This is a genomic window from Sphingomonas sp. 66-10 (assembly GCF_001897045.1).
Classification (GTDB): Bacteria; Pseudomonadota; Alphaproteobacteria; order Sphingomonadales; family Sphingomonadaceae; genus Sphingomonas; species Sphingomonas lycopersici.
Map to the genome: position 1 here is coordinate 1 of NZ_MKRR01000163.1, position 21,117 is coordinate 21,117.

At 63.6% G+C, this 21,117-nt stretch carries 21 protein-coding genes; 8 read left to right on the forward strand and 13 right to left on the reverse strand.

Annotation, left to right across the window (positions count from 1 at the left end):
* Window positions 1–328: 328 nt before the first annotated feature.
* Together BGN95_RS25530 and BGN95_RS25535 are read right to left on the reverse strand one after the other, a co-directional pair.
* Window positions 329–478, reverse strand: coding sequence for a hypothetical protein (locus BGN95_RS25530; protein WP_286774433.1), 150 nt, complete (start codon window positions 476–478; stop codon window positions 329–331).
* 129 nt (window positions 479–607) lie between these two features.
* Complete coding sequence (locus BGN95_RS25535) at window positions 608–2,917, reverse strand: TonB-dependent receptor (protein WP_286774434.1); 2,310 nt, start codon at window positions 2,915–2,917, stop codon at window positions 608–610.
* 620 nt (window positions 2,918–3,537) lie between these two features.
* On the opposite strand from BGN95_RS25535, the gene BGN95_RS25540 reads away from it, so the two are divergent.
* The gene (locus BGN95_RS25540) at window positions 3,538–4,503 is read left to right on the forward strand and encodes an SDR family oxidoreductase (protein WP_286774464.1); all 966 of its coding nucleotides are present in this window, start codon (window positions 3,538–3,540) and stop codon (window positions 4,501–4,503) included.
* Window positions 4,504–4,632: 129 nt separating this feature from the next.
* Here the strand turns inward: BGN95_RS25540 and BGN95_RS25545 are convergent, their stop codons facing one another.
* From BGN95_RS25545 to BGN95_RS25550, 3 genes are all read right to left on the reverse strand, one after another.
* Entirely contained in the window at window positions 4,633–5,199 is a 567-nt protein-coding gene (locus BGN95_RS25545) for a DUF3761 domain-containing protein (RefSeq protein WP_286774435.1), read from the reverse strand.
* Window positions 5,200–5,272: 73 nt separating this feature from the next.
* Entirely contained in the window at window positions 5,273–5,614 is a 342-nt protein-coding gene (locus BGN95_RS27185; protein ID WP_353744747.1) for a DUF3761 domain-containing protein, read from the reverse strand.
* Complete coding sequence (locus BGN95_RS25550) at window positions 5,548–5,748, reverse strand: hypothetical protein (RefSeq protein ID WP_286774436.1); 201 nt, start codon at window positions 5,746–5,748, stop codon at window positions 5,548–5,550. Before BGN95_RS25550 ends, BGN95_RS27185 begins: the two co-directional genes overlap by 67 nt.
* 365 nt (window positions 5,749–6,113) lie before the next feature.
* On the opposite strand from BGN95_RS25550, the gene BGN95_RS25555 reads away from it, so the two are divergent.
* Together BGN95_RS25555 and BGN95_RS25560 are read left to right on the forward strand one after the other, a co-directional pair.
* A complete protein-coding gene (locus BGN95_RS25555) occupies window positions 6,114–6,254 on the forward strand; it encodes a hypothetical protein (RefSeq protein ID WP_286774437.1) in 141 nt (46 codons plus the stop codon).
* Between the two features lie 93 nt (window positions 6,255–6,347).
* Window positions 6,348–6,803 carry a hypothetical protein gene (locus BGN95_RS25560; RefSeq protein ID WP_286774438.1) on the forward strand — a complete coding sequence of 152 codons (456 nt, stop codon included), beginning with the start codon at window positions 6,348–6,350 and terminating at the stop codon, window positions 6,801–6,803.
* A 9-nt stretch (window positions 6,804–6,812) separates the two neighbouring features.
* Here the strand turns inward: BGN95_RS25560 and BGN95_RS25565 are convergent, their stop codons facing one another.
* The 6 genes from BGN95_RS25565 to BGN95_RS25590 all read right to left on the reverse strand — a co-directional run bounded on the left by BGN95_RS25565 (window position 6,813) and on the right by BGN95_RS25590 (window position 15,995).
* Complete coding sequence (locus BGN95_RS25565; protein ID WP_286774439.1) at window positions 6,813–8,075, reverse strand: carbohydrate porin; 1,263 nt, start codon at window positions 8,073–8,075, stop codon at window positions 6,813–6,815.
* Window positions 8,076–8,459: 384 nt separating this feature from the next.
* A complete protein-coding gene (locus BGN95_RS25570; protein WP_286774440.1) occupies window positions 8,460–9,806 on the reverse strand; it encodes a sensor histidine kinase in 1,347 nt (448 codons plus the stop codon).
* Complete coding sequence (locus BGN95_RS25575; protein ID WP_286774441.1) at window positions 9,807–10,487, reverse strand: response regulator transcription factor; 681 nt, start codon at window positions 10,485–10,487, stop codon at window positions 9,807–9,809. It abuts the gene before it with no gap.
* An 8-nt stretch (window positions 10,488–10,495) separates the two neighbouring features.
* Window positions 10,496–11,872 carry an efflux transporter outer membrane subunit gene (locus BGN95_RS25580; RefSeq protein WP_286774442.1) on the reverse strand — a complete coding sequence of 459 codons (1,377 nt, stop codon included), beginning with the start codon at window positions 11,870–11,872 and terminating at the stop codon, window positions 10,496–10,498.
* Entirely contained in the window at window positions 11,869–15,018 is a 3,150-nt protein-coding gene (locus BGN95_RS25585; RefSeq protein ID WP_286774443.1) for an efflux RND transporter permease subunit, read from the reverse strand. The genes BGN95_RS25580 and BGN95_RS25585 overlap by 4 nt, the downstream gene beginning before the upstream one ends.
* On the reverse strand, window positions 15,018–15,995 hold the full coding sequence (locus BGN95_RS25590; RefSeq protein ID WP_286774444.1) for an efflux RND transporter periplasmic adaptor subunit: 978 nt from the start codon (window positions 15,993–15,995) through the stop codon (window positions 15,018–15,020). The genes BGN95_RS25585 and BGN95_RS25590 overlap by 1 nt, the downstream gene beginning before the upstream one ends.
* A 194-nt stretch (window positions 15,996–16,189) precedes the next feature.
* Between BGN95_RS25590 and BGN95_RS25595 the strand changes: the two genes are divergently transcribed.
* Window positions 16,190–16,579, forward strand: coding sequence for a DUF1761 family protein (locus BGN95_RS25595; protein ID WP_286774445.1), 390 nt, complete (start codon window positions 16,190–16,192; stop codon window positions 16,577–16,579).
* 144 nt (window positions 16,580–16,723) lie between these two features.
* Here the strand turns inward: BGN95_RS25595 and BGN95_RS25600 are convergent, their stop codons facing one another.
* Together BGN95_RS25600 and BGN95_RS25605 are read right to left on the reverse strand one after the other, a co-directional pair.
* Window positions 16,724–16,951 carry a hypothetical protein gene (locus BGN95_RS25600; protein WP_286774446.1) on the reverse strand — a complete coding sequence of 76 codons (228 nt, stop codon included), beginning with the start codon at window positions 16,949–16,951 and terminating at the stop codon, window positions 16,724–16,726.
* A gap of 209 nt (window positions 16,952–17,160) precedes the next feature.
* A complete protein-coding gene (locus BGN95_RS25605; RefSeq protein ID WP_286774447.1) occupies window positions 17,161–18,180 on the reverse strand; it encodes a helix-turn-helix domain-containing protein in 1,020 nt (339 codons plus the stop codon).
* Window positions 18,181–18,668: 488 nt separating this feature from the next.
* Between BGN95_RS25605 and BGN95_RS25610 the strand changes: the two genes are divergently transcribed.
* From BGN95_RS25610 to BGN95_RS25625, 4 genes are all read left to right on the forward strand, one after another.
* Entirely contained in the window at window positions 18,669–19,421 is a 753-nt protein-coding gene (locus BGN95_RS25610) for a zinc metalloprotease (RefSeq protein ID WP_286774448.1), read from the forward strand.
* Window positions 19,422–19,544: 123 nt separating this feature from the next.
* The gene (locus tag BGN95_RS25615; protein ID WP_286774449.1) at window positions 19,545–20,105 is read left to right on the forward strand and encodes a TadE/TadG family type IV pilus assembly protein; all 561 of its coding nucleotides are present in this window, start codon (window positions 19,545–19,547) and stop codon (window positions 20,103–20,105) included.
* Window positions 20,102–20,671 carry a TadE/TadG family type IV pilus assembly protein gene (locus BGN95_RS25620; RefSeq protein ID WP_286774450.1) on the forward strand — a complete coding sequence of 190 codons (570 nt, stop codon included), beginning with the start codon at window positions 20,102–20,104 and terminating at the stop codon, window positions 20,669–20,671. The genes BGN95_RS25615 and BGN95_RS25620 overlap by 4 nt, the downstream gene beginning before the upstream one ends.
* 2 nt (window positions 20,672–20,673) lie before the next feature.
* Window positions 20,674–21,117, forward strand: a 444-nt coding sequence (locus BGN95_RS25625) for a TadE/TadG family type IV pilus assembly protein (RefSeq protein WP_286774451.1), incomplete at its 3' end; no start/stop codon positions are given.

Genomic DNA, 21,117 nt, shown 5'->3' on the forward strand with positions numbered 1-21,117 from the left:
AGTACATCACCCAAACCCGCGAGGCCTCGTCAGGCAATTAGGGGGCAACGACAGATCTCGATCCTCCAGAGCCTGAACCAGATTGCGAAAGCGCACTTTCGCTTTCCTTTCGGGTCGCCAGCGGGCGGGGCCATCTTATCATTGCCGTTCGGCAAAGACAGAAGCAACGCCATGTTACATTACCGTTAACGAAAATTCTGACATGGCGTTACTTTTAACCTCACCTCTTGCGCGCCTTGCGCATCGCGGCGGGCACGCCGGGAGTAATCTCCATGCCGGCAGCGCGGGCGTTTGCGTTGAAAGTTGCCACCATCTGGCCGCGGCGGCTTTAACCATCGGCGCCGTCCCCAACCTCGTTGCGCTGCGCCGCCCGCTGCCAGAATTCGATATAGGGCTCGCGCTCGAGCCACAGGCCGCGCCGGTCGCTGATCGGATAAAGAAACGCGAGCGCCAGGCACAGACCAGGTGTAGCAGCCAAGCGCCCCTCCGCCCCTCCGCCCCTCCCGTGCTTGATCGATAGCCTCGCCCAGCACAACGAACGCGAGGAAGGCCAGCCACGTCGCCGCCATCCGCACTGACGGGCCCCTTCGACCCTGGACCAAGTCCCTTATCGTTCAATTTTCATCCCCAGCATCACCATCGCCGGGCGTAACGGGGTGCGCTGATCGCGGTTGGCGAGCGTGAAGGGATTGCCGAACGCGAAGCGGTTACCCCGGCCGTTAGTGAGATTGTCCCCGGCAAGCCACAGCGTCAGATCGCGACGGGTCCACTCAGCTCGCGCCGAAACCGCCGTATAGCGCCCCTGCCCGATGTCAAAATTTCGACCCGACCCCAACACTGAGCGCCCAATATGATCGATCGCAGCGCCCAGCCGCATCACGCCGCCGAGCGCGCTCCAACTATAATTAAACCCACCGTGCGCGCTGAACGGCGGCGTATCGGGCAGGCGTCGATTATGGATGTGTGAAGAGGAGGCGAAAGGGCCGATGACACGGTTTGCGGTGTAGAGCGCGGATAGGTCGAATCTCAAAGGTGCCACAGGCGCCCAGTTCGCGCTAACTTCGGCGGTCAGGATTCGCGCATTGCCGATGTTGGCAGTAAACGGTTGGCCGCGCCGGTCGATCAGATCGGCCTGGATATCGTGCCAGCGCGCGTAGGACAGCGCCGCGCTGACATCGACCCCGGTGGTGCCCTCGCGTAGGCGCCGCACGCCCACCTCACCCATTTCGATACGATCGGATTTGAACTCCGCCACGCGCCCGATCCCGCGTGCCACCGCGAGGCCGCCGGTGCGAAAGCCCGATTGATAGCGCGCGTAGATCGAGATGCGCGGCGCGAGCTGCCACGACAAAGCCAAAGTCGGATCGACGCGCCGCGTCACCCGCCCGCGCACCAGATCGCCGGCGCGCGGCTTGATCGAAGGCGAGCCATCGACCTGCGCCCGGGTAGCACGCACCCCGATCGTTACCGACAGGCGGCGCGTGAGCGGCTCGGTGAATTCGCCGAACAGCGACAGATTCTGCGACACGTTGGTGACGCCGATGATCTCGATCGGATCGCGCGTTGGACCCAGCAGCCGGTTGAGCGCATCGCGGTTGCGCAAGATCGCCGCGCCGACCACCCAGGATTGGCCGTCAGGCCGCGACTGGCTCAACCGAATCTCCTGCGTCCAAAGCAGATCGGCACGGGTCGTCTTGTACGCAACAGCATAGCGGGAGCGGCGCGGAGTCGCATCGAACCAGTCATCGGCGTCATATTGGCTGACGCCGCTCACCGAGACGAATTCGAGCCCGCTATCCCACCGCTTGCGGATATGCACGCGGCCAAGCACTACGCTGTTCCAATAAGGCTGCGCGATCCGCGCCGAGCGGATCAACTCATTGCTGCCCGAATCGACATATTGCGCGTCGCCGGACGAATTGCGCTGCCCCAGCACGCTCGCGTCGATCTGCCACCCATTGCCGATCTCGACCCGCACCGCGCCGCGCCCGCCGACGCGATCGAGCTCGTTGATCGCACGGCGGCCGAGCGTGGGGTCGTCGATATAGCCGCCCTCGTGCGCGCGATAGCCAACTAGCCGCACCGCCGCGCTATCGCCGGCGAACGGCAGATTGACGAAGCCCGAAATGTCCCCGCCCGGGCTGCCGTCGACGGTCGCGCTGGCGCTCGCGGTAATGCCGGCGTGGTACACGCCCGGCTGCGCGGGATTGGGAATGATCCGCACGATCCCGCCGATCGCGCCCGCACCGTAAAGCGTCCCCTGCGGCCCCTCCATCACCTCGATCCCGCGCACGTCGACCAGCGCGAGCCCCGGTTCGGGGGTCGAATAATTCATCTGCACGTCATCGAGATAATAGCTCGTCGTCGCCTGGGTCATGCCGGGGAAGCTGCTGTCGGCGATCCCGCGGATGAAGATCTTGTCGCGTCCGACGCCGAGCGCGGTGGCCTGGAGCACCGGGGTCGAGCGCACCGCATCAGCGATACTCGAGGTGGGGCCGGTCATGGCATCGGCATGCGAGACGACGTTGGTGATCGAGGCGGGAAAGCGCAGCAGCGGCACATGCTGCTTGCTGGCGGTGACGATCACATCCGGCGCGTCCCCTGGCACCGGGGACGACGGCACGACAGGTGCCGCGCGGCGTGGCGCGATCCGCACGATGCGATAGCCGTGTGGCCCGATCCGCTCGGCGCGATAGCCCGTGCCGCGCAACATCTGCCGCAACGCCGTCTCAAGCGGCAGACTCGCCGGCGGCAAATGGACGCGAATCGCGCGCAGGCCGGGTTCCAGGCTGACGATTTCCTCCCCGCTGCGCGCGGCGAGCTGAAGCAAAGCCGTCTGCAGGGTCGTCTCGGCGCGGACTTCCGACGCTTCGGCAGCAAGAGGAGTTGCCGCGGCGAGCGCAAGGAGGGAGGCCACCACGGGCGTTCTCGCCCGAAGGATAGGATGATGGAGGGACGTTTCAGCCAGCCCCCTCATTTGACACGCACAATCCCATCAACTTTGCGACATCTAGCATGTCGCGTGCCGTATCCTCCGTCAATTGGATCAACCGGAACCTGTTTGCTCTGCGGCCCGGCAGTTTGAGCCAGAAGCTCCAGACCGGAAACGAGCCGGACAGCGCGAACGCTATGCCCGCGGCCGTCATCATCAGCCGGCAAAGGAATGCTCCTTTGTCGCGTGACATGGTTAGGCAAGGTCGAGGATCTCCATAGCTATGATATTGCCGCGCGTAACTGAAGATTCAGATGGGCGGGCTATGGCGAACCGCGGCGAAGAACTGGCGGAGGCGAGCGCGCCGGAATCGGGGATGCCGATTCCGGTACCCCCGTCCTTGGTCACCGCAAAGCGGTCAGATGGATGCGGATTGACGCAGATTTCAGCGCTGGCATAATCGCCGCCGTCGAAATGGCAGGCTTGGTCTGGGTAGGCCCAAGCCCTTTCCCGTGGGAAAGCTCTATTCGCATCCAGCCGATGCGATCCCCGACAGTCCCGCACGCGCGTCGTGCTTATGGGTCTGATCGGCGCCGTTGACGACGATGCTGCTCCGACAGGCCGTGTTGCAGGAGCAGTCCATGTCCATGATCGACCGATCGAAACCTATTCTCGTCTTCCTTGCCGCCGGCGTGCAGGGCGGTGTCGTCAGCCGCACCGCACTGGCGCGGGGCCTTACCGTTCGCGCGCTGGTGCGCGATCGGCAGCGAGCGGCGGCGCTGGTCGCGTCCGGTGTCGAACTCGCCGAAGGCGATCTCGGCGATACCGCCTCGCTGCGCGTGGCCTGCGCCGGCATCGACCATGCCGTGCTTCAGGTGCCGATCGGCCCGGCCGAGGTGATGGTAGCGCAGGCGGAGAATGCGCTGTCCGCCTTCAAGACGGCCGGCATACGCTCCTTCGTCCTGAAACTCGCCAGCGCCAGCCGGCCGGCTCCCTGCGAGGAGCCGAGCTTCGTCGCCAACCAGATGGTCCAAGACGCCGCGCGTGCCTCCGGCCTGCCGTTCGCGATCGTGCGGCCGACGATGTATCTCGACAATCTGCTCAAACCCTCGGCGCTTGCCGAGATCATCGCGGATGGCGTCTTCGCGCCGCCGATCCCGGCGTCGCAACGCATCGCCTGGACATCCGCCGACGACTGCGCCGAAGCGGCGCTGACGCTGCTGGAGCGCAGCGCGATGGGCGGCGATCATCGCATCGCCGGGTCGGAAAGCCTGACGGGGGAGGAACTGGCTGCTCGTGTCAGCGCCGGTCTTGGCCGGACCATCCGCTATCGCGGCCAGCCGCTGGACGAGTTCGAGCGTGAGGTCGATGCCGCGATGGGGGCCGGCGTCGGCCAGCGCGTGGCGTCGAAGTTCCGCTACTTCGCAGCGCATCCAGACGATGCCGATGCGATCATCGCTCATCCCTACGTCGCAAAATCGGGTCTGGATGGCTTTCAGCCTACCGATGTCGAGACCTGGGTCCGGTCGCATCGGCAGGCGTTCGGTGCGAGCGACGAACCACGATCATAGATTTCACGCGACTGGCGTTGCCAACTGCCGTCTTGTCGCTGAACATCTCCACCGCGCGCCTTTCGTTGCGCGGCGGAAATGCTCGGCTGCGCTGCTGCCATTGAAAGCGAGCATCGCATATTCATGTGATCAATAGAATTGGGCAACCCCGCCGTGGCGCGAGCAGGTGCCCGAGCGATGGGCAGAGAAGCTGTACGACCCATCGCGGCATTTCGCAGTCGCGCCATTAGGGCCACCGGGATTGGTGTTCTGCCCGGCCACAGGAGCGCGCGGTGCGGGCGCAGGCGCTGCCTTGGTCGGCGCAGCTGGCGCAGGACGCGATGCGGGGGCCGGCTGGGTTGCGCGTGGGGCCGGGGCAGTGGTTGCCGCCCCCTTGCAGACCGCCTTATTGGCATTGCCGGCCTTCGAGCAGTCATAATTGCGCGCAGGCTTTGCCGCAGCCGGTGCCGGCGCCGCTGGAGCCGCCGCGGCTTTGCAGGCCGCTTTGTTTGCGTTGCCCGCCTTCGTGCAATCATAGTTGCGGGTTTTCGGCGCAGGCTTTGCCGCCGCCGCGACTGCGGATTTGCAAGCGGTCTTGTTGGCGTTGCCCGGTTTGGTGCAATCGTAGTTGCGTGCTGCCTGCGCATGGGCGGGCGCCGCGGAAAGAGCGAGGGGCGCCATCAGCAGCCCTGAAACGGCAAGCAGGATATGCTTCATATTCTCAACTCCCCTAGATGGGCCGGTATAATCGTCGTATCAGACCCAGTTCATGATTAACCCGCGCTGACGGTTAAAGCCAGCGGCTCACTCCGCCATGCCAGGAACAGGTGCCGCGGCGGCTTTCGCTAAAGCTCCACGAGCCATCGCGGCATTGCGCGCTCGCGCCGGCAGGTGCCTGAAATGCGCGTACCGGTCGGCGAACATGATGCCTGCTGCGCGCAAGATAATAGCCCGATCCATCGGCGTGGCCGTGACTGTAGCTGTGGCTATATCTGGGGCGGCCACGCGCATCCGATATCGAGGGCGTTGCCAATGTTGCCAGCGCAAGCGCGGCGATCCAGAATCTCATGATACCAGTTTGCCTGTGGGTCCGAGCCGTATTTCCTCGATCTTCGCGAGAATCTCGGTCCATACGATCACCTCCGCCGTCTCGTGATTCTCGCGCGCCTGGGTAATGCGCAGCTGCGCTTTTTCCTCAGCGGCATCGCCATGCGTAGAGATCAGCATGTTGGCGACCGTCCAATATTCCCACCGGGCGATTGTCATGGCATCCCTCACATTCGCGGAACAGGAAATCCGAGCGCTTCCGCCAGCGCAACTGCCTTTCGATCCAATATGCGCGCATTCCCGTTTACGGACATTTTCCCCGGCGGTCGTCTCTGGGTGATGATGTCGCTCCACGGGCAGCGAAGCTGACCGCCGGCACGCTACTCACGGGGTTTGTAGCGGCGGTCAGGCGCGCGGCTGGTCATCAGAAATTGTAAGATAAAGACGAGTTGCGACACTCAAACCTTGCAGACCTCATGTCGGTTTGCCTGCTATTGGTTTCCAACGTGGACCCCGCACAGTGCGAACGTTGGTGACGGTCAAAGCGTGAGGTGTCACCCGATGAACAGGACGGATTGACTGGTATGCTACGGCTGGAGATCGCCTACGCACTTCTTGTCCTGCTCATGGTCGCGCTGGCGACGACCGCCTTCCTTTTCGTGCGCCACCGGCGCCGCGAGCACGAACGCATCTGGGGCAAGCGCCGAAACCGGCCCCTCGAATAAAGTCCGGCGTGTCCGACCCAGCGGGCCTGCCATTGCCATACGAGCGCGACCGACGATTTGAACCTAGACGCCTGGCAAACGTATATGCGGCGCATGGCCATCATCGACCAGATGCCGCCTCAGCGGATATTCGCCTTCGCGATTCTGTTCCTGGTCGTGGCATGCGCCGGCGTTTCGCGGGAAAGCGTCAAGGTCATCACCGAGGCCAAGGGTTCAAGCTATTTCAGCCTTGGCGCGCCGGCGATCTCCAAGACCGATGGCGGTCAGCTTGTCGCCGGCCGGGTTTGCCGGCTCGGCCGAAGCACATTGCTATCGCCGCCGGGCATAAGGGTTGAGCACCGCCGCGCGGGAGGTCAGCTGATCGAGACCGCGCACGCTTACCTTCCCGAAATTTACCTCGCGCGCGATCAGAATTGCGCTGATTATGCGGCTAAGGTGAGCTGGACGATCACGCCGGGCGACATCGTTCGTGCGTGCTTCGATCGCGGTAACGCCTGCCCTGCCCAGGCCGAGAGCAAGGCGGTAACAAAGGCGCCGAGCACTCCGTAAATCAGACGCTTACTTCGACCAGGTAAAAGCCAGCCGAACGCCGATCATCAGTGCATTGTCGATGTGCCGGTCACCATGCGGACGGATGACATATTGCACGTCGGGCTGGACGGCGAGCCAGTCCTTCCAGGCATAGCGATATGTCGCCTCGACCACGGTCTCATGCCCCGTCGCCTGGCGCCCTTCCTGCAGGGCGGCGACGCGCGCGCCTCCACCAAATCCGACGTCGGTGACCGCAACGCCCGCCTCATCCTTGTCGCGACCGGGAATTGGCCCAATGTAGACGAGACCCGCGCCTAAATAACGGCGCGCAGGGTTGATATCGCCATTGGCAAATCCGATCCTCAACCATCCGCTGAGCCCCTCCCCTTCCTCGCCGCGTTTGAGAAGCCGGCCTTCGATAAGGCCATAGGCGCCGGCATTTCCATGAACATGACGCGGCGCGCCATCCGGGCCGAGGCGGTCGAGCGCCGGGAAGCTGTTGGTATAGTCCCATGCCCCGACTTCGACACGCGCCGTATCGCCGAACCGGCGCTCGACCTGCGCAATGACCAGCGCGCCGCGAAGCTTTACGGCAACGAAATCCGATCGGTGACGCGGATCCCCCGCCGTCGCATCGAAGACGCCAAGTTGCAGCGTCCAGTCGCTATTCGGGCGCCAGAAACCAGTGATCGCGGCGGCAGTGGTAGGATAGATCGACGGGCCGTTGACCCCGGTGTCGGCGAGGTCGGTGCCCGTGCCATCGGCCGCGTTCAGAAACAGCGCCGCTGTCTCCTGGACGTCGAAAGTGGTGTTGAGGTCGATAAGCCCGACCTTGACCCCGGCCCGGCCCTGGAGAAAATCCTGCTGCGCCCAGGCTTCATAGAGCCGTGTTGCGGCGGGATGCGCCTCGATCGATGTGACAGCCTGGAAGCCGCCGATGCGCCGCGGGGTGAAGTCGGAACCAAAGCTGTGCTCGAGGCTGACGAGCGCACTCAGTCCCTCATGCCCTTGCAGGTTCCCGTCATAGCCAAGCGAGCCCTTCAGGAGGTCGGCATGGCCTATCCCCCGTGACCGCCCGCCGCTTAGATTGTCCAGCAGATCGAGATCGTAATTGACGGTAAACGTGAAGGGAGATGGTGACGGCGCGGGCGGCTTATCCTGGGGTGGTCCGGCGGGCTGATTGGCCGCCTTGGTGGGGTCGGCTACCGGTTGCGCCTGGCCGAAAGCCGGGCTCGCCAGCACGAAGCTCATTGCGAAGGCCGAAATCCACGCAGAATTCTTCGCTATCATCGAAGCACGCCCTGCATGACGACCAACCGAGTCAACAGCTTCGGGCGGCGATGGTTCCTGCGAACGTCACCCCCAGCGCCAATTGACGTCATTGCGTCATTTCGCATCTATCCGGGATCTCAACGCGTCCAACTCGACAGGCCAATTTAACGGCCGGTGTACCTCACCGTCGGGAGCGGTTTGGCGCGGGCCGGTGCAACAACCGCCAGGCGATCGCAAATCAGATATCCTGACCCCGACAGGATTTCAGTTGTACGGTGCTGATCGGGCATCGATGTTAGAAGAGTGGCAAGGCGGAGCCGTTCGAACTCCCCTAGTCGCGGGCGTGCTCGGCCCCGGAAGAGAACGGACCTGCCTCACGGACAAACCCCGCTCGCGGCCGGATTAGCGAATATGCGGAAAGCGAATAGCGACGCCGAACCCGTCTACGGATCGAGAAAGAACCGCCTCGCCGCCGTGCCGTATCGCAATCGCGCGCACCAGTGCCAGGCCGAGCCCGTGTCCCTCGGTCGTTCGTGATACTTCGGCGCGGGCAAAGCGCTGGAACAGTCGCTGTGCGTCGGCAGGCGAAACGCCTGGGCCGTCGTCTTCAATCGTGACCTCGATGGTATCCGCTATTGAGGTGCCTGCTAGCCTTACAGTCGTGCCGACCGGCGTGTGACGCAGCGCGTTTTCCAGCAGGTTCGATATCGCCTGAGCCAGCAACCGGCGATCGCCACGGACCTGCAGCCCGGCCGAAATGCTGGTCATGAGGCGGCGTTCGCCGGCCTCGAAGTCCGGGCGGTAGGTGTCGGCCATCTCTTCGAGCAGCGCCGACAGATCAACCGGTGCCAGCGCCTGGTGTTCGATAAGTCCTTCAACCTCGGCGATGCGCAGTACCGCCGAGAAGATTTCCATGAGCTCATCCGCCTGTTGTCGTGCGGCACGGATCGCGGCCACTCGATCAGCATCGCCCTCGGACGTGACGGCGCGTTCGAGCTGGTTGCAGAGCCGGGTGAGCGGTGTGCGAAGGTCGTGCGCCACGTCGGTTGAGACCTGCCGCAGATTTTCCATCAGCGCGGCGATGCGATCAAGCATCCGGTTGAGCGTTGCGGCGAGTCGATCGAACTCGCTTCCCGATCTGTCGCCGGGGACGCGCTGGGCCAGATCGCCTGCGATGATCGCCTTCGCGGTGGCGTCGATGCGCGACAGGCGTCGCCGCGTGAGCCATCCGATCAGCGCGGCGGCGGCGATACCGAGCGCAAGCATCGCACCGAGCGCGACGATGAACAGGCGCTCCAGCGTGCGGTCAATGTCCTCCAGATCGCTGCGGTCGGCGACCACGACGAGCAGTCCATCCGGAAGCGGCGTGGCCAGCGATTGGCCGACACCGGCATAGCGACCGCGACGAAAGCGGAAATGCTCCTCATAGCCGCGCTTCGGCTGAACCGATGGCACAAGCGTCGCGGCGATCGTCCGTCCAGCCCGGTCGATGAGCACATAGTCGAGGCTTGAGGCCGTGCGCGCTTCCTCTCGCCGCCGGATGGCATCTGCGATCCCCGCCAACCCGCCTGCGCGGGTCTCGGCGAGCAGGGCGTGAGTTTCCACCCTGACACGGTGATCGAGCTGCTCCTCGAGCGCCTCATGCGTTACCTCATAAGCGATCCCGCCGATCGCGATCGTCGCGGCGGTGAACGCCAGTGCCACCAGCGCCACGACGCCGAAGGTCGAGCGCCACAGGCGAGCGAACATCTACTCGCCCCGGATCATATAGCCGGCCCCGCGCACCGTCTCGATCGCATCCTCGTCGAAACCGGCGTTGAGCTTGGAGCGCAACCGGCTCAGGTGCGTCTCGACGATGTTGGTCCTGGGGTCGAAATCGAAATCCCATACCCGCTCGAGCAGCATGGTGCGCGTCATCACGCGCCGCGGGTTGCGCATCAGTTCGGCAAGCAGTGCAAATTCGCGCGGTTGCAGGATGACGCGCCGTCCACGACGCTCGACGGTGCGCCGGTGCCAGTCGAGCACGATATCGCCAATTTTGAGCAGATGCGCGCCCTCGCTGTCGAGCGCCGTCGGACGGCGCGCGAGCGCATTGAGCCGCGCGGCCAGTTCCGAAAACGCAAATGGCTTCACGAGATAATCATCGGCTCCGCTTTCGAGCCCTTCGACGCGATCGGCGATACCGCCGATCGCGGTCAACATCAGGACCGGGGTTGCGCCGCCCGCCGCGCGCAGCGCCTTGACGAATGCAAGGCCGTCGAGGCCCGGCAGCATGCGATCGAGCACAATGGCATCGAACTCGCCGCCGGTCGCCTGAAACAGGCCATCGCGACCGTCGTCGCTGACCGAGACCTGATGGCCGGCCTCGCTCAACCCCTGCGCGACGAATGCGCGGGTCTCGGCATCATCCTCGACGATCAATATCCGCATGCCGCCCCCTATCGCGCACCCGCATCTGTACGCCAACCTCCACCCAATGCCCGAAACAGCGCGACCTCGTTTTGCGACACGACGAGATCGGACTGGGCCTCGCGCAGCAGGGCCTCGGCCATCGCACGCCGGGCATCGACCTGAAGCAGCCCTGGCGCATCGCCAAGGCGGACGCGCGCGCTGGCGCGACGGGCATAATTCTGCGCCTCGCGTGAGGCGAGCGCCAGATCGCGGTTCCGGCGCACTTCCGCATCATAGGCGGCCAATGCGGTCTCGACCTCGCGGAGTGAGCGCAGGACCGCGCTATCCCATCCCGCGAGCGCCGCGCGTTCGGCCGCGCGGGCCTGTTCGAGCCGCGCGCGAGCCGGCCCCTGATTGGGAAACGCCCAGGTGACGAGCGGCGAGGCGACCGCTTTCAAGCCTCCCGATAGGAGTCCGAGCGCACCGCCCAGGTTGACGCGCGGATAAAGGTCCGCGCGTGCGACGCCGACCCGGGCCGCTGTTGCAGCGAGCCGGCGCTCGGCTTCGCGGACGTCGGGGCGGCGCAGGAGCAGCGTGGTCCCGTCGCCGACCGGCGCCGCGGTGCGCAACCGGGGCGCGGCGGAGCAGGTGAAGCGATAGGCGCGGGCCTCGGCCGGCGGGCGACCTTGCAGTGTCGCGAGTCGATACAGTGCATTGGCGCGCTGCGCTTCGAACGGCGCGATCGCCGCGCGGGTCGTGGCCGCGATGGTCGCCACCTGTGAGACTTCCAGCGGCGATACTTCACCCGCACGGAGCTGCTCGCGCACCAATGCGACCCCGCGATCCTGCACCGCGGCAACCTCCCGCGCGACACCGATCGCGCGCGTCGTCCCGCAGAGATCGACATAGGCCAGCACCGTATCGGCGACCACGGCAACGCGCAGTCCGTCGGCGACGGCGGCGAGGGCCTCGGCATCGGCGCGCGCCGCGGTCGCGGCCGAGCGGAGCCGGCCAAACAGATCGATATCCCAGCTCGCGGTCGCCGCGATGTCATAATCGGTCGCCGGCACATTGCCCGATGCGCTTGGCTGTGAGGCGGGATCGTCAACGCCGAGCGCGCTTTCAATCGTGGTCTGCGGGAGCCGCGCGGCCTGAGCCTGGCGCTGCGCCGCGCGCGCGCCATCGAGGTTGGCGTAAGCAGCCCGAAGATCCGCATTGGCAGCGAGCGAGGCACGGACCAGCGCGTCGAGCGCGGGATCGTCGTAGAGCCGCCACCAGTCATCGGGAACTGGCGCAATCGAGGTGACGGGAAATGGCGCGAACGCGCCGGTCGCGCGGGGCGCAGCGGTGAGCGCCGGCGGCTTGGAGACGCTCATGCAGGCAGCGGCAAGCAGCGCCAGCAAAGGAGCAAAGCAGCGGATCATGCAGCTGGCTCCTGCCGGCCAGTGACAGGCGGCGCGGGGCGTTCCTTGCCATAGCGCGCATAGAGTGCCGGGAGCAGGAGGAGGTTGAGCGCGGTCGAGGAGATGAGACCGCCGAGGATCACGATCGCCATCGGATGTTCGATTTCATGGCCGGGGGCGTTGCCGGCCAAGATCAAGGGCACGAGCGCGAGGCCGGCGCAGGCGGCGGTCATCAGGATCGGGACCAGTCGCTCCTCGGCACCACGCAAGGCGAGCTCAAGGCCGAAGCCCATGCCTTCATGCCGTTCAAGGTGCTGATAGTGCGACAGCAGCATGATGCCGTTACGCGCGGCGATGCCGATGACGGTGACGAAGCCGACCAGCGACCCCAATGACAATATTCCGCCTGTGAGCGCGACCGCGACCACCCCGCCAACCAGTGCGAAGGGCAGGCTGACGCCGACCAGCGCGGTGATCCGACGCGAGCGAAACTCGATCCAGACCAGCAGCAGGATGCCGATCAGGCATATTGCGCCAATACTCCAGAGCCTCCCGCGGGCTTCCTTCAGCGCGGCATATTCGCCGAGCACTTGAGGGTGATAGCCGGTCGCGAACGGCACCTTCGCGACCGCGCTGCTCACCGCCTTGGCGACGGTCCCGAGATCCGCCTGCGCGACGTTCATCGTGACATCGAGCCGGCGCTGGCCGTTCTCGCGCTTCACCTCATTGGGGGCCGGAACGATCGCGATGCCGGCGATATCGCCAAGCCGTACCGCTGCCCCGCCGCCCGGCGACATGTTCCCGGTCCCCGCGCCAATACCGCCGGGAGCGGGCACCTCGATCATCAGGTCGCGCAGCGCGTGAACATTGTTGCGCACCGCCGGTTCGCCCCACACCGCAACGTCGAAAGCCTTCTGGTCGCGGTAAACTTCGCCAACCTTCGCTTGGGCGATGAGCAATTGTGCTTGCCGGCGCACCTCGCCTGCCGACAAACCGAGCCGCGCCAGCTCGGCTGGCCGCGGGCGGATGCGGATCTGCGGCACCAGCGTCTGGCTCTCCAGCTTGAGGTCGGAAACCCCCGGGATGCTATCGATCGCATTGCGCACGCGGGTGCCCGCCGCGCGCAATTCCGCCTGATCGGGCCCATAGATGCGCACGACGATCGTCGCACCCGCGCCGGTCAGCACCTCCTTGATGCGTTCGCGCAAATAGGTGAGCACGTCGCGGAACAGGCCCGGATAGCCTGCGATCACCTCCCGGATGCGCGCAACCGATGTGTCATAGTCCGCTTTCTCGTCGAGGCTGATCCACAATTCGGTGAAATTGGGGCCGACGACTTCGTCGGCCTGTTCGGCGCGGCCGATATGGGCGCCGAAATTGCGGACGCCGGGGATCGCGCGCAGTTCCTTCGACGCGCGTATGGTAATGCGATCCATCGCCTCGATCGAGGTGCCGGGCTTCTCGACGAAATGCATGAGGAAATCGGTCTCGCGAAAGTCGGGGAGGAACTGGTCCCGGAAGCTCGCGTACCCAACGCCTGCCATCAAAAGGCCACCGGCGATGATGGCGACCGCGATCGACGGGCGACCCAGGACATAAGGCAGGAAGCCGGCGTAGCGACGCTTCAACGCGGCGACGAGGCGCGTGTCGCGCGCCTTCGTGAGCGGCGCGCCCGGGAGGAGGAACAGGCACATTGCGGGAGTCACGGTGAGCGCCACCAGCAGCGAGGCCGCGATCGCCAGGACATAGGCGATAGCGAGCGGCTGGAAGAATGTGCCGGCCACGCCGCCCAGAAAGAAGATCGGCAGAAAGACCAGCATCACGATGAGCGAGACGAACACAACCGCCGAGCGGACCTCGAGCGATGCGACGAATACCACCTCGAACGCCGGGCGGGGTTCAGCCGCCTCACGGTTCAGTCGCAGGCGGCGCGCGATATTCTCGACGTCGATGACCGCGTCGTCGACCACCTCGCCCAGCGCGATGACCAGCCCGGCGATGATCATCACATTGATCGTCGCGCCCGACCATACAAGCACGAGCCCCGCGCCGAGCAGCGATAGCGGGATGGCGACGAGGCTGATCACCGCCTGCCGCCAGTCGCGGGTGAACAGGAACAGCACCGCCGCGACGAGCGCACAGCCGATCAGCAGCGCGCGCGTCAGATTGTCGATCGAGCGCTCGATGAAGGTCGCGGGCCGGAAGATGGTCGTGTCGACCTTTACATCTTTCAGACCGGGCTTCAGTTCGGCCAATGCAGCTTCGACCGCGCGGGTCAGCTCCAGCGTGTTGGCTGCCGGCTGCTTCTCGACGATCAGCATGATGCCGGGTCCGTCATCGATGATCGCATTGCCAATCGGCGCGCTGAAACCATCGACGACACGGGCGACATCCCCGATGCGGACCGACGCCTCCCCCGCCTGTTTGACGATTGCCCGCTCAAGGTCGGCCGCGCTCTGCACGATGCCGGACTGCTGGACGGCAAGTCGCTGGTTGGGCGTGTCGACGAACCCGCCGCCGCCGACCAGCACGGCGTCACCGGCCGCAGCGCGTACGTCAGCCAGCGTCACGCCCGCAGCGCGCAGGCGATCGGGGTCGACGAGTATCTGAAGCTGGCGGTCGCGCTGGCCCCAGCTCGCGACATTGGCGACGCCGGGCACCGCCATCAGCCGCGGCCAGATCGTCCAGCGTACCAGTTCGGAAAGCTGCATCTGATCGAGCTTGGGCGAGGACAATCCGATCTTCATCGCGCGGCTGGTCGACGAGAGCGGCGGCATCAGGACCGGCTGCCGGGCCGCGAGCGGCAGGCGAGGTTGTACCTGCGCGATACGCTCTGCAGCCATCTGCCGGGCGCGGATCATATCGGCGCCGCGATCGAACAGGATCTGCACCGACGACAGGCCCAGCACCGACTTGGAACGCAGCGTCACGCGCCCGGGGATGCCATTGACGGCGGTTTCGACCGGGACGGTGACCAGGCTTTCGACTTCCTCCGTGGAGAGCCCCGGCGCCTCGGTCTGGATCTCGACCATCGGCGGGGCGAACTCGGGAAATACGTCGAGCGGCATGTCGCGTCCCGCGCGGACACCAAATACCACCAGCAAAGCGGCAAGCGCGAGGACCAGGACGCGCTGGGCCAGCGCGAAGTGGACGAGACGGCCGAGCATCAGTGCGCAGCCCCGAATTCCGTGCCGAACAGCTCGGCTGCACCCGCGGTTACGACGTCGGCGCCAGCAGTCAGCCCGCGCGCGAGCAGCGCCCGGCCGCCGTTTTCCGATGCCACCTCGACGCGCTGCCGGATGAAGGTGTCAGGCGCGGTCTTCTGATAGACCCACTCGCCGCCATAGATGTCACGGACGATCGCGGCGGATGGTATCGAAAGACCTTCGGTCCGCCCGGCAAGCGGCAGGTTGACCGAGACGCGTTGGCCGATCCGGAAGATCCGTTCGCGATCGTCGATCGCATAATAAAGGTCGACGGTGCCAACCGCTGCATTGGCTGATGGGGGCGCCTTTACCGGTTGGGCGAGCCGGGACGCGCCTTTGTCACCGATCGTCCGGATCGCGGCAGCGCGGTCGCGGCGAATGTCGCCCAGGTCGCTACCGAATACCGCTGCTCGTACCCACAGGAAGGATTGCGATCCGAGCGCGGCGATCGCGGGGCCGAGCAAGCGTCGCTGCTGTCGCGCGCCGTCGAGTGCGGCTTCGGCAGCAGCCAGCGCCGCGGCCGCTTCGTCGCGGGCACGCACGCTGCCCGCTTCCTCGCGCACCAGGCTGTCGGCACGTACCAATGCGATGCGCGCGAGCCGCGCCTGTGCGGTCGCGCGCGCCAGTTCGGCATCCGCCGCGGCCTGCTGGGTTCCGATCTGTTGGAGGCTGGTGGCCGAATTGATCGGCACGCCGCCGGTGCTGGTCGGCGGGACGACGATCTCGCCGGCGACCTCCCGCATCGTGCTGGCGGATCCGTCCTTGACACGGTGAAGCACGATCCCGAGCCGGCGCTGCGCCTCGGGCGTCAGCGTCAGCTTTAGTAGTTCGGTCTCCCGCGCGATCGTTTCTGCGTGGGCGGGCGGTGCCGCTGGCGTGGAAGGGGCACCGCCGCAGCCGGCGACCAGAAGCAGGAGCAGGACGAGAGCTTGACGCATGATGGCGGCTTAGCCGCGCAAGGATGGGTCTGGCTGGAGCGCGATATACAAAATCCCAATGTTGAGGCGGCGTAAGGCTGCGTCCAGACCCGCCTGCAGCTGAAGAGGCGAGCGGATGGTGGGAGCGAACACGTTGCGAGCGGGATGGCTGCGATATATTATGTGCGTCGTTGAGGCTTGGACCGCGGCGGAGCATGACCCGTATTGTCTTTGCTACCGTTCTCGGCGTCATCGCCGCATCCCTCGCCGACTGGCTGTTCATGGGGATAATATTTCACAGCCGATACCACGCCCATCCGGAAGTCTGGCGCGATGGTGGCAACGAACACCGGAAGATCATTCTCGCTCAGGCGTGTTCCCTCGTGACGGTGTTGGGCTTTATCATGCTCTCGCATTGCGCCAGCCCTTTTAATGTGACGACCTCGTTGACCGTTGCCGGCCTCATCTGGCTGATCGGTCCATTACCGCTGCTTTTGGGCAACCACCTCTTCATCAAGCTCGATCCGACTGTCACTGCCAGCCATGCAGCAGGCTGGCTCGTGAAACTCATGCTAATCGGCGCGATAGTGGCGGCGATACTGTAGCGCGTGGTTCAGCGGCGAGGGCGCCTCGTCGACGTTGCACAATTCATCCGCATCACGCCCGTATATTGGAAATATGTCTCGATATATGCCATGGTGGGCATCGATTATTTGCCCGGAAGGGGAGATTTGAGAAATACCCCGAGGTTATTGGATCGGATGGATCGAGATCATGATCAGGTATCTGCCCTGAAAGCGCCGCCCCGCCTGACGAACAGTCAGTGGCAGATCTTCACTGCGCTGACAGGCGAGTGGAAAACCGCACGCCAGATTGCCAGTGACGCCGGAATTGCCACGCCGTACGCAAACGAAGGCGCTGCCAGACTCGCAAACCAGCTCGTCAGGCTCGGCCTTGCCGAAAAAGATCACGCCCACCGGCTTCCCGTGTGGCGTCACTCAGCGACAATGAGGAGTCTCGTAAGATGAGACTGCCGCGAGTCGGCTAACACTCTTCGGATTCGTGCCAAGCTCTTATGCCACGCGCTTCGCTTGTAACAGCCTGAACAAGCAAAGCGCTCGGCAACGCGGGTGGTTCAGCTGGAATTCTATCCTTCGAAACAGAACATCTTCCTGAACGCCAATCTTTACCTTTTCGATAAAATGTTGTCCAACAATTTATCCACGACGCCCTCAATGCCATCACCTCTTTCATGGCGACAGCTCAGATAGAGGGAAAGTGGGTCAACGACCCCTTCTTTGGAATACAGGCATGGATCATAGATCCACGCCTCGATCTCGACTCGATCTTCATCAAGAAAATCGGCCGGCTCGATAAAAGAATTCTTCTCAAGGCGATTAAATATGGACTCCGAAATGGCATAACGCCTGACGCGCGGCCCATCATATCCCGTATAAAACGCAAGCGCCGCCCCGCCTGACAATCGCATCACATCGTCCGGCAGATCCCCTTTGACGGATCGAATCTTGCGCACCGGCGATCGCAGCCGGCCTTTCACCGATTCCCACAATAGCCGGTCTCGAACGGGCAGGTGCAAGCAGCGTTCCCGTCCGACGAATTTTGCCCTGGCAACCCCAAGCGCCTCGAGTTCACTCATTGCCCGACTGGTACTCATCACCGAGACGCGAAAGCGTTCCGCCAATTCGGTCAGGTTTGCGCCCTCAAGCCGCTCACCCAACAATGTGCCAAGAATGATTAATTGCGCCAGAGGCGAAATGCGATCCTTGGGCCGGGCATCGATATGCGCGACACGGTCCCTCAGGTCCAAAAACATCTCCGGTATATAGAGCTGCGATCCCGGAACGAGAAATCCGACCCTTTGCTCTATCAGCCGCCGCCTGGTTATCGCAGTCACGCTTCCTGCAAGAAGAAGAACTATATCCGATTTAACTTCCCCGTCGAATCCTTCCCGACTCCTCACGAAATCATCCACTACATCAATTTCTCGCCCAAGGTAATAGACGACAGTCACCGGCTTATCGTGGAATTCCCCTCGGAAAACTTCATACCGTCCTCTAATGTCGCTCGATATTTGTCCTTCATGGACAGTTTCCAAATTCATGCGAAAACCAAAGGACATCTCCAAATACGCCTCGGCGGTTCGGATCAGCGCATCGAGCTCAGGGTCGAGATATTCATCATACATCGCGCCTAAAATTAGAGCCGAAGACGCAATATGTCTACGCGATTGTAAATTTTGAACGCGTTCCGGCGCGCAACGGGTGGTCGCATCGAGCGGGAATTTTCAACCGATTTCTCGATAATAGCTTCGTACTTCGGGGCTCGGCGGTCCTGCGCAGCGACGAAATGGTGCGCGCGCCGCATTACCCTTTTTGCCGGGCATGCGGCAAAGCGCAACAGCCCGGAGTGCGGCCTTTTTTCGCATATTCGTGATCTTGCCAATCTCGCAGCGCCGTAGCACCACGACCGTGACATTCGCGAGCCAATCCGAGCGCGTTGCCCGACCATAATCGACACATTCCCGATCATGAGGCGAATGTTAAATCTAGAGCACGGATATTGGCCCCTCCTCTCCGCAAGATACTTGAGTCCGGATACAATTTGTTGACCTTGTCCTTGCTATGCGAAGGTCCGTCGCCAATCGACCCGAGCCGATCCCGAGGAGCCTTGATCATGTCACGCAAGAAATCCCGGTGGGCCGCGGCAACCTCCCTCGCAGTCGCCAGTCTTGTCGCGGCATGCAGGGAATCGCCGCAGGCAAACTCAAATGCATTGGCTTTCAACGTCTTCCAACCCGCCGCGATGACAGGCATGACCCGCGTCGCAGGCGGCGCATATTTCTATCAGCCGTCGAGATGGGGCACCGATGCCATTCCCGTCTGCTGGGAGCAGGGCATCCCCGGGGAGCTCGAAAAATCCTGGGTGAGAGATGCCGTGACGAGGTCCTGGCAATCAAACTCTCATTTGCGCTTTGTCGGCTGGGGCACGTGCGCAGCACGGGCTCGGGGAATCCACATCACGGTTCGCGACGACGCATCGACTTTCGGGCCTCACACACTGCTCGGACCACGCGGCTGGGGCCTCGGCAAGGATCTCGACGGCCTCCTTGGCGGCGTCGTGCTCAATTTCACCTTTCATACATGGAATCCCGACTGCGCCACGCCCGAGGCCAATCGCGAGCAATGTATCCGGGCGATCGCGGTACATGAATTCGGTCATGCGATCGGCTTTGCACATGAATTGAATCGGGCTGATATGCCGGGCGAATGCGCAGAGATTCGCAAGGTCGACGACAAAGCGTCTCCGCTCACGCCGTGGGACCCTCGCTCCACCATGAACTATTGCCGCCCGGTCGCCGACCATGGCGGCAGACTTTCCGATATGGACGCGAGAAGCGCGCAATCGGCCTATCCAGGCCGGGCATAGACAATTCGCCCGTCAAGATGCGCGATCGATGCAGAATGAACTCCCGCCTCTGCGGCATTGAGACTTTCTTAAGGCTGCGAGGCTACCCCATAAGCGGGAGTTTCTCGAGACTGGGTAGGTCGCATGACCTTCGCCGTGCGCCGATTGGAACGCTCCCCCATCGCTGGTCGACAGCTGCCTGATCGCCGCGGCGCCAGCGCAATCGAGTTTGCGCTGGTAGCCGCCCCGCTCGCCGCGCTGATCCTCGCGATCCTCCAGACCGCCCTCATATTCTTCGCGCAGCAGGTATTGCAGTCGGGCGCCGAGGAGACCGCGCGCCAACTCGTCACTGGGACGGCACAAAGCAGCGGCATGACACAGGCGACCTTCCATGCAGCTGCATGCAAGAATCTGCCACCCTTCATGAGTTGCGGTAACATGATGATCGACGTGCAGAGCGCGGGCAGCTTTGCGACGATCAACACCAGTCCACCAACCCTCACCTATGACAGCAATGGCAACCTCACCAACAACTGGGCCTTCGCGCCCGGCGGACCCGGCAGCATCGTCATCATGCGCATGATGTATATACTTCCGGTCGTAGGGGGGCCGCTTGGTTTCAATCTCTCAAACATGAGCGGAAGCCGCCGGCTGCTGATCGCCACCGCCGTTTTCAAGACCGAACCCTATGGGAGCGGATCATGACCCGGACGACCAGACGCGCGCTACACCAGCTACGGGAAGAACAATATGGGTTGGGGACGATAGAATTTGCGCTGACCGCTCCATTTCTCATTCTGCTCTATCTCGGCAGCTACCAGCTCATGGACGCAACCTCAGCCTATCGCAAGGTGACGGCCACCACGCGTACGCTGGCCGACGTCACGACGCAATTTACATCTGTGCAAGCTGCTGATGTCGACGGCATCCTAGGCGCGTCCACAACGGTAATGGCGCCCTACGCGGCGTCGAACGCTACCACGCGAATCTCCGAGATCGCTATAAACACCGTGGGGCTACCGAGCGTCACCTGGAGTCGCGCGAGCGGCGGCGTACTATTGAAAACCGCTGACCTCTACGTGGTACCGGCCGTGCCCAATAGCATAGTCCCGGTCGCGCTCCGGGTGCCGGGCACCAACCTGATCTTTGCCGAAGTTACCTATTCTTATACCCCCACCGCCGGGAGCCAATTCCTCGGTCCCATTACTTTTCGGGATCAGATCTTCATGAACCCGCGCCGTTCCAACGACATTCCCTGCACCGGGTGCTGACGATGGCAAGCTCAACTCCACATCGGAACTTCGCCGCCCATATTCGGACCTTCGTTTCGCAACTGCGTCGAGACGTCGCCGGCAATGTGCTCATAATCTTCGGGTTTGCGATGCTACCGATGGTTTTCGCGGCTGGAATGGGTGTCGACTATACCCGCGCGGCAAAGCTGCGGACGAAAATGAACGCGCTCGCCGACGCTGCCGCGCTGTCCGCCGTCACGACGACGATGATGAACCAGGACGATGCGACCGCGAAGCAGACCGCGACAAACATGTTCAACACTCAAGCAGCCCTGTTGCCAGGCGCGATCTATGACCCCACCATGCTGGTGGTTACGATCACGCACCCCAACGGGCCCGGCTCGCGCACCGTCACGATAAGCTATTCCGCATTATCACAGAACTCATTTGGTGGCATTCTGGGAAGCCCGACGATAGCGATTGGC

Excerpts from the sequence above, each read along its gene's own strand:
- BGN95_RS25540 (WP_286774464.1), top strand. The coding sequence starts at position 3,538 with ATGCTGCTCCGACAGGCCGTGTTGCAGGAGCAGTCCATGTCCATGATC.
- BGN95_RS25545 (WP_286774435.1), bottom strand. The coding sequence starts at position 5,199 with ATGAAGCATATCCTGCTTGCCGTTTCAGGGCTGCTGATGGCGCCCCTC.
- BGN95_RS27185 (WP_353744747.1), bottom strand. The coding sequence starts at position 5,614 with ATGGACCGAGATTCTCGCGAAGATCGAGGAAATACGGCTCGGACCCAC.
- BGN95_RS25550 (WP_286774436.1), bottom strand. The coding sequence starts at position 5,748 with ATGACAATCGCCCGGTGGGAATATTGGACGGTCGCCAACATGCTGATC.
- BGN95_RS25555 (WP_286774437.1), top strand. The coding sequence starts at position 6,114 with ATGCTACGGCTGGAGATCGCCTACGCACTTCTTGTCCTGCTCATGGTC.
- BGN95_RS25560 (WP_286774438.1), top strand. The coding sequence starts at position 6,348 with ATGGCCATCATCGACCAGATGCCGCCTCAGCGGATATTCGCCTTCGCG.
- BGN95_RS25565 (WP_286774439.1), bottom strand. The coding sequence starts at position 8,075 with ATGATAGCGAAGAATTCTGCGTGGATTTCGGCCTTCGCAATGAGCTTC.
- BGN95_RS25570 (WP_286774440.1), bottom strand. The coding sequence starts at position 9,806 with ATGTTCGCTCGCCTGTGGCGCTCGACCTTCGGCGTCGTGGCGCTGGTG.
- BGN95_RS25575 (WP_286774441.1), bottom strand. The coding sequence starts at position 10,487 with ATGCGGATATTGATCGTCGAGGATGATGCCGAGACCCGCGCATTCGTC.
- BGN95_RS25580 (WP_286774442.1), bottom strand. The coding sequence starts at position 11,872 with ATGATCCGCTGCTTTGCTCCTTTGCTGGCGCTGCTTGCCGCTGCCTGC.
- BGN95_RS25585 (WP_286774443.1), bottom strand. The coding sequence starts at position 15,018 with ATGCTCGGCCGTCTCGTCCACTTCGCGCTGGCCCAGCGCGTCCTGGTC.
- BGN95_RS25590 (WP_286774444.1), bottom strand. The coding sequence starts at position 15,995 with ATGCGTCAAGCTCTCGTCCTGCTCCTGCTTCTGGTCGCCGGCTGCGGC.
- BGN95_RS25595 (WP_286774445.1), top strand. The coding sequence starts at position 16,190 with ATGACCCGTATTGTCTTTGCTACCGTTCTCGGCGTCATCGCCGCATCC.
- BGN95_RS25605 (WP_286774447.1), bottom strand. The coding sequence starts at position 18,180 with ATGTATGATGAATATCTCGACCCTGAGCTCGATGCGCTGATCCGAACC.
- BGN95_RS25610 (WP_286774448.1), top strand. The coding sequence starts at position 18,669 with ATGTCACGCAAGAAATCCCGGTGGGCCGCGGCAACCTCCCTCGCAGTC.
- BGN95_RS25615 (WP_286774449.1), top strand. The coding sequence starts at position 19,545 with ATGACCTTCGCCGTGCGCCGATTGGAACGCTCCCCCATCGCTGGTCGA.
- BGN95_RS25620 (WP_286774450.1), top strand. The coding sequence starts at position 20,102 with ATGACCCGGACGACCAGACGCGCGCTACACCAGCTACGGGAAGAACAA.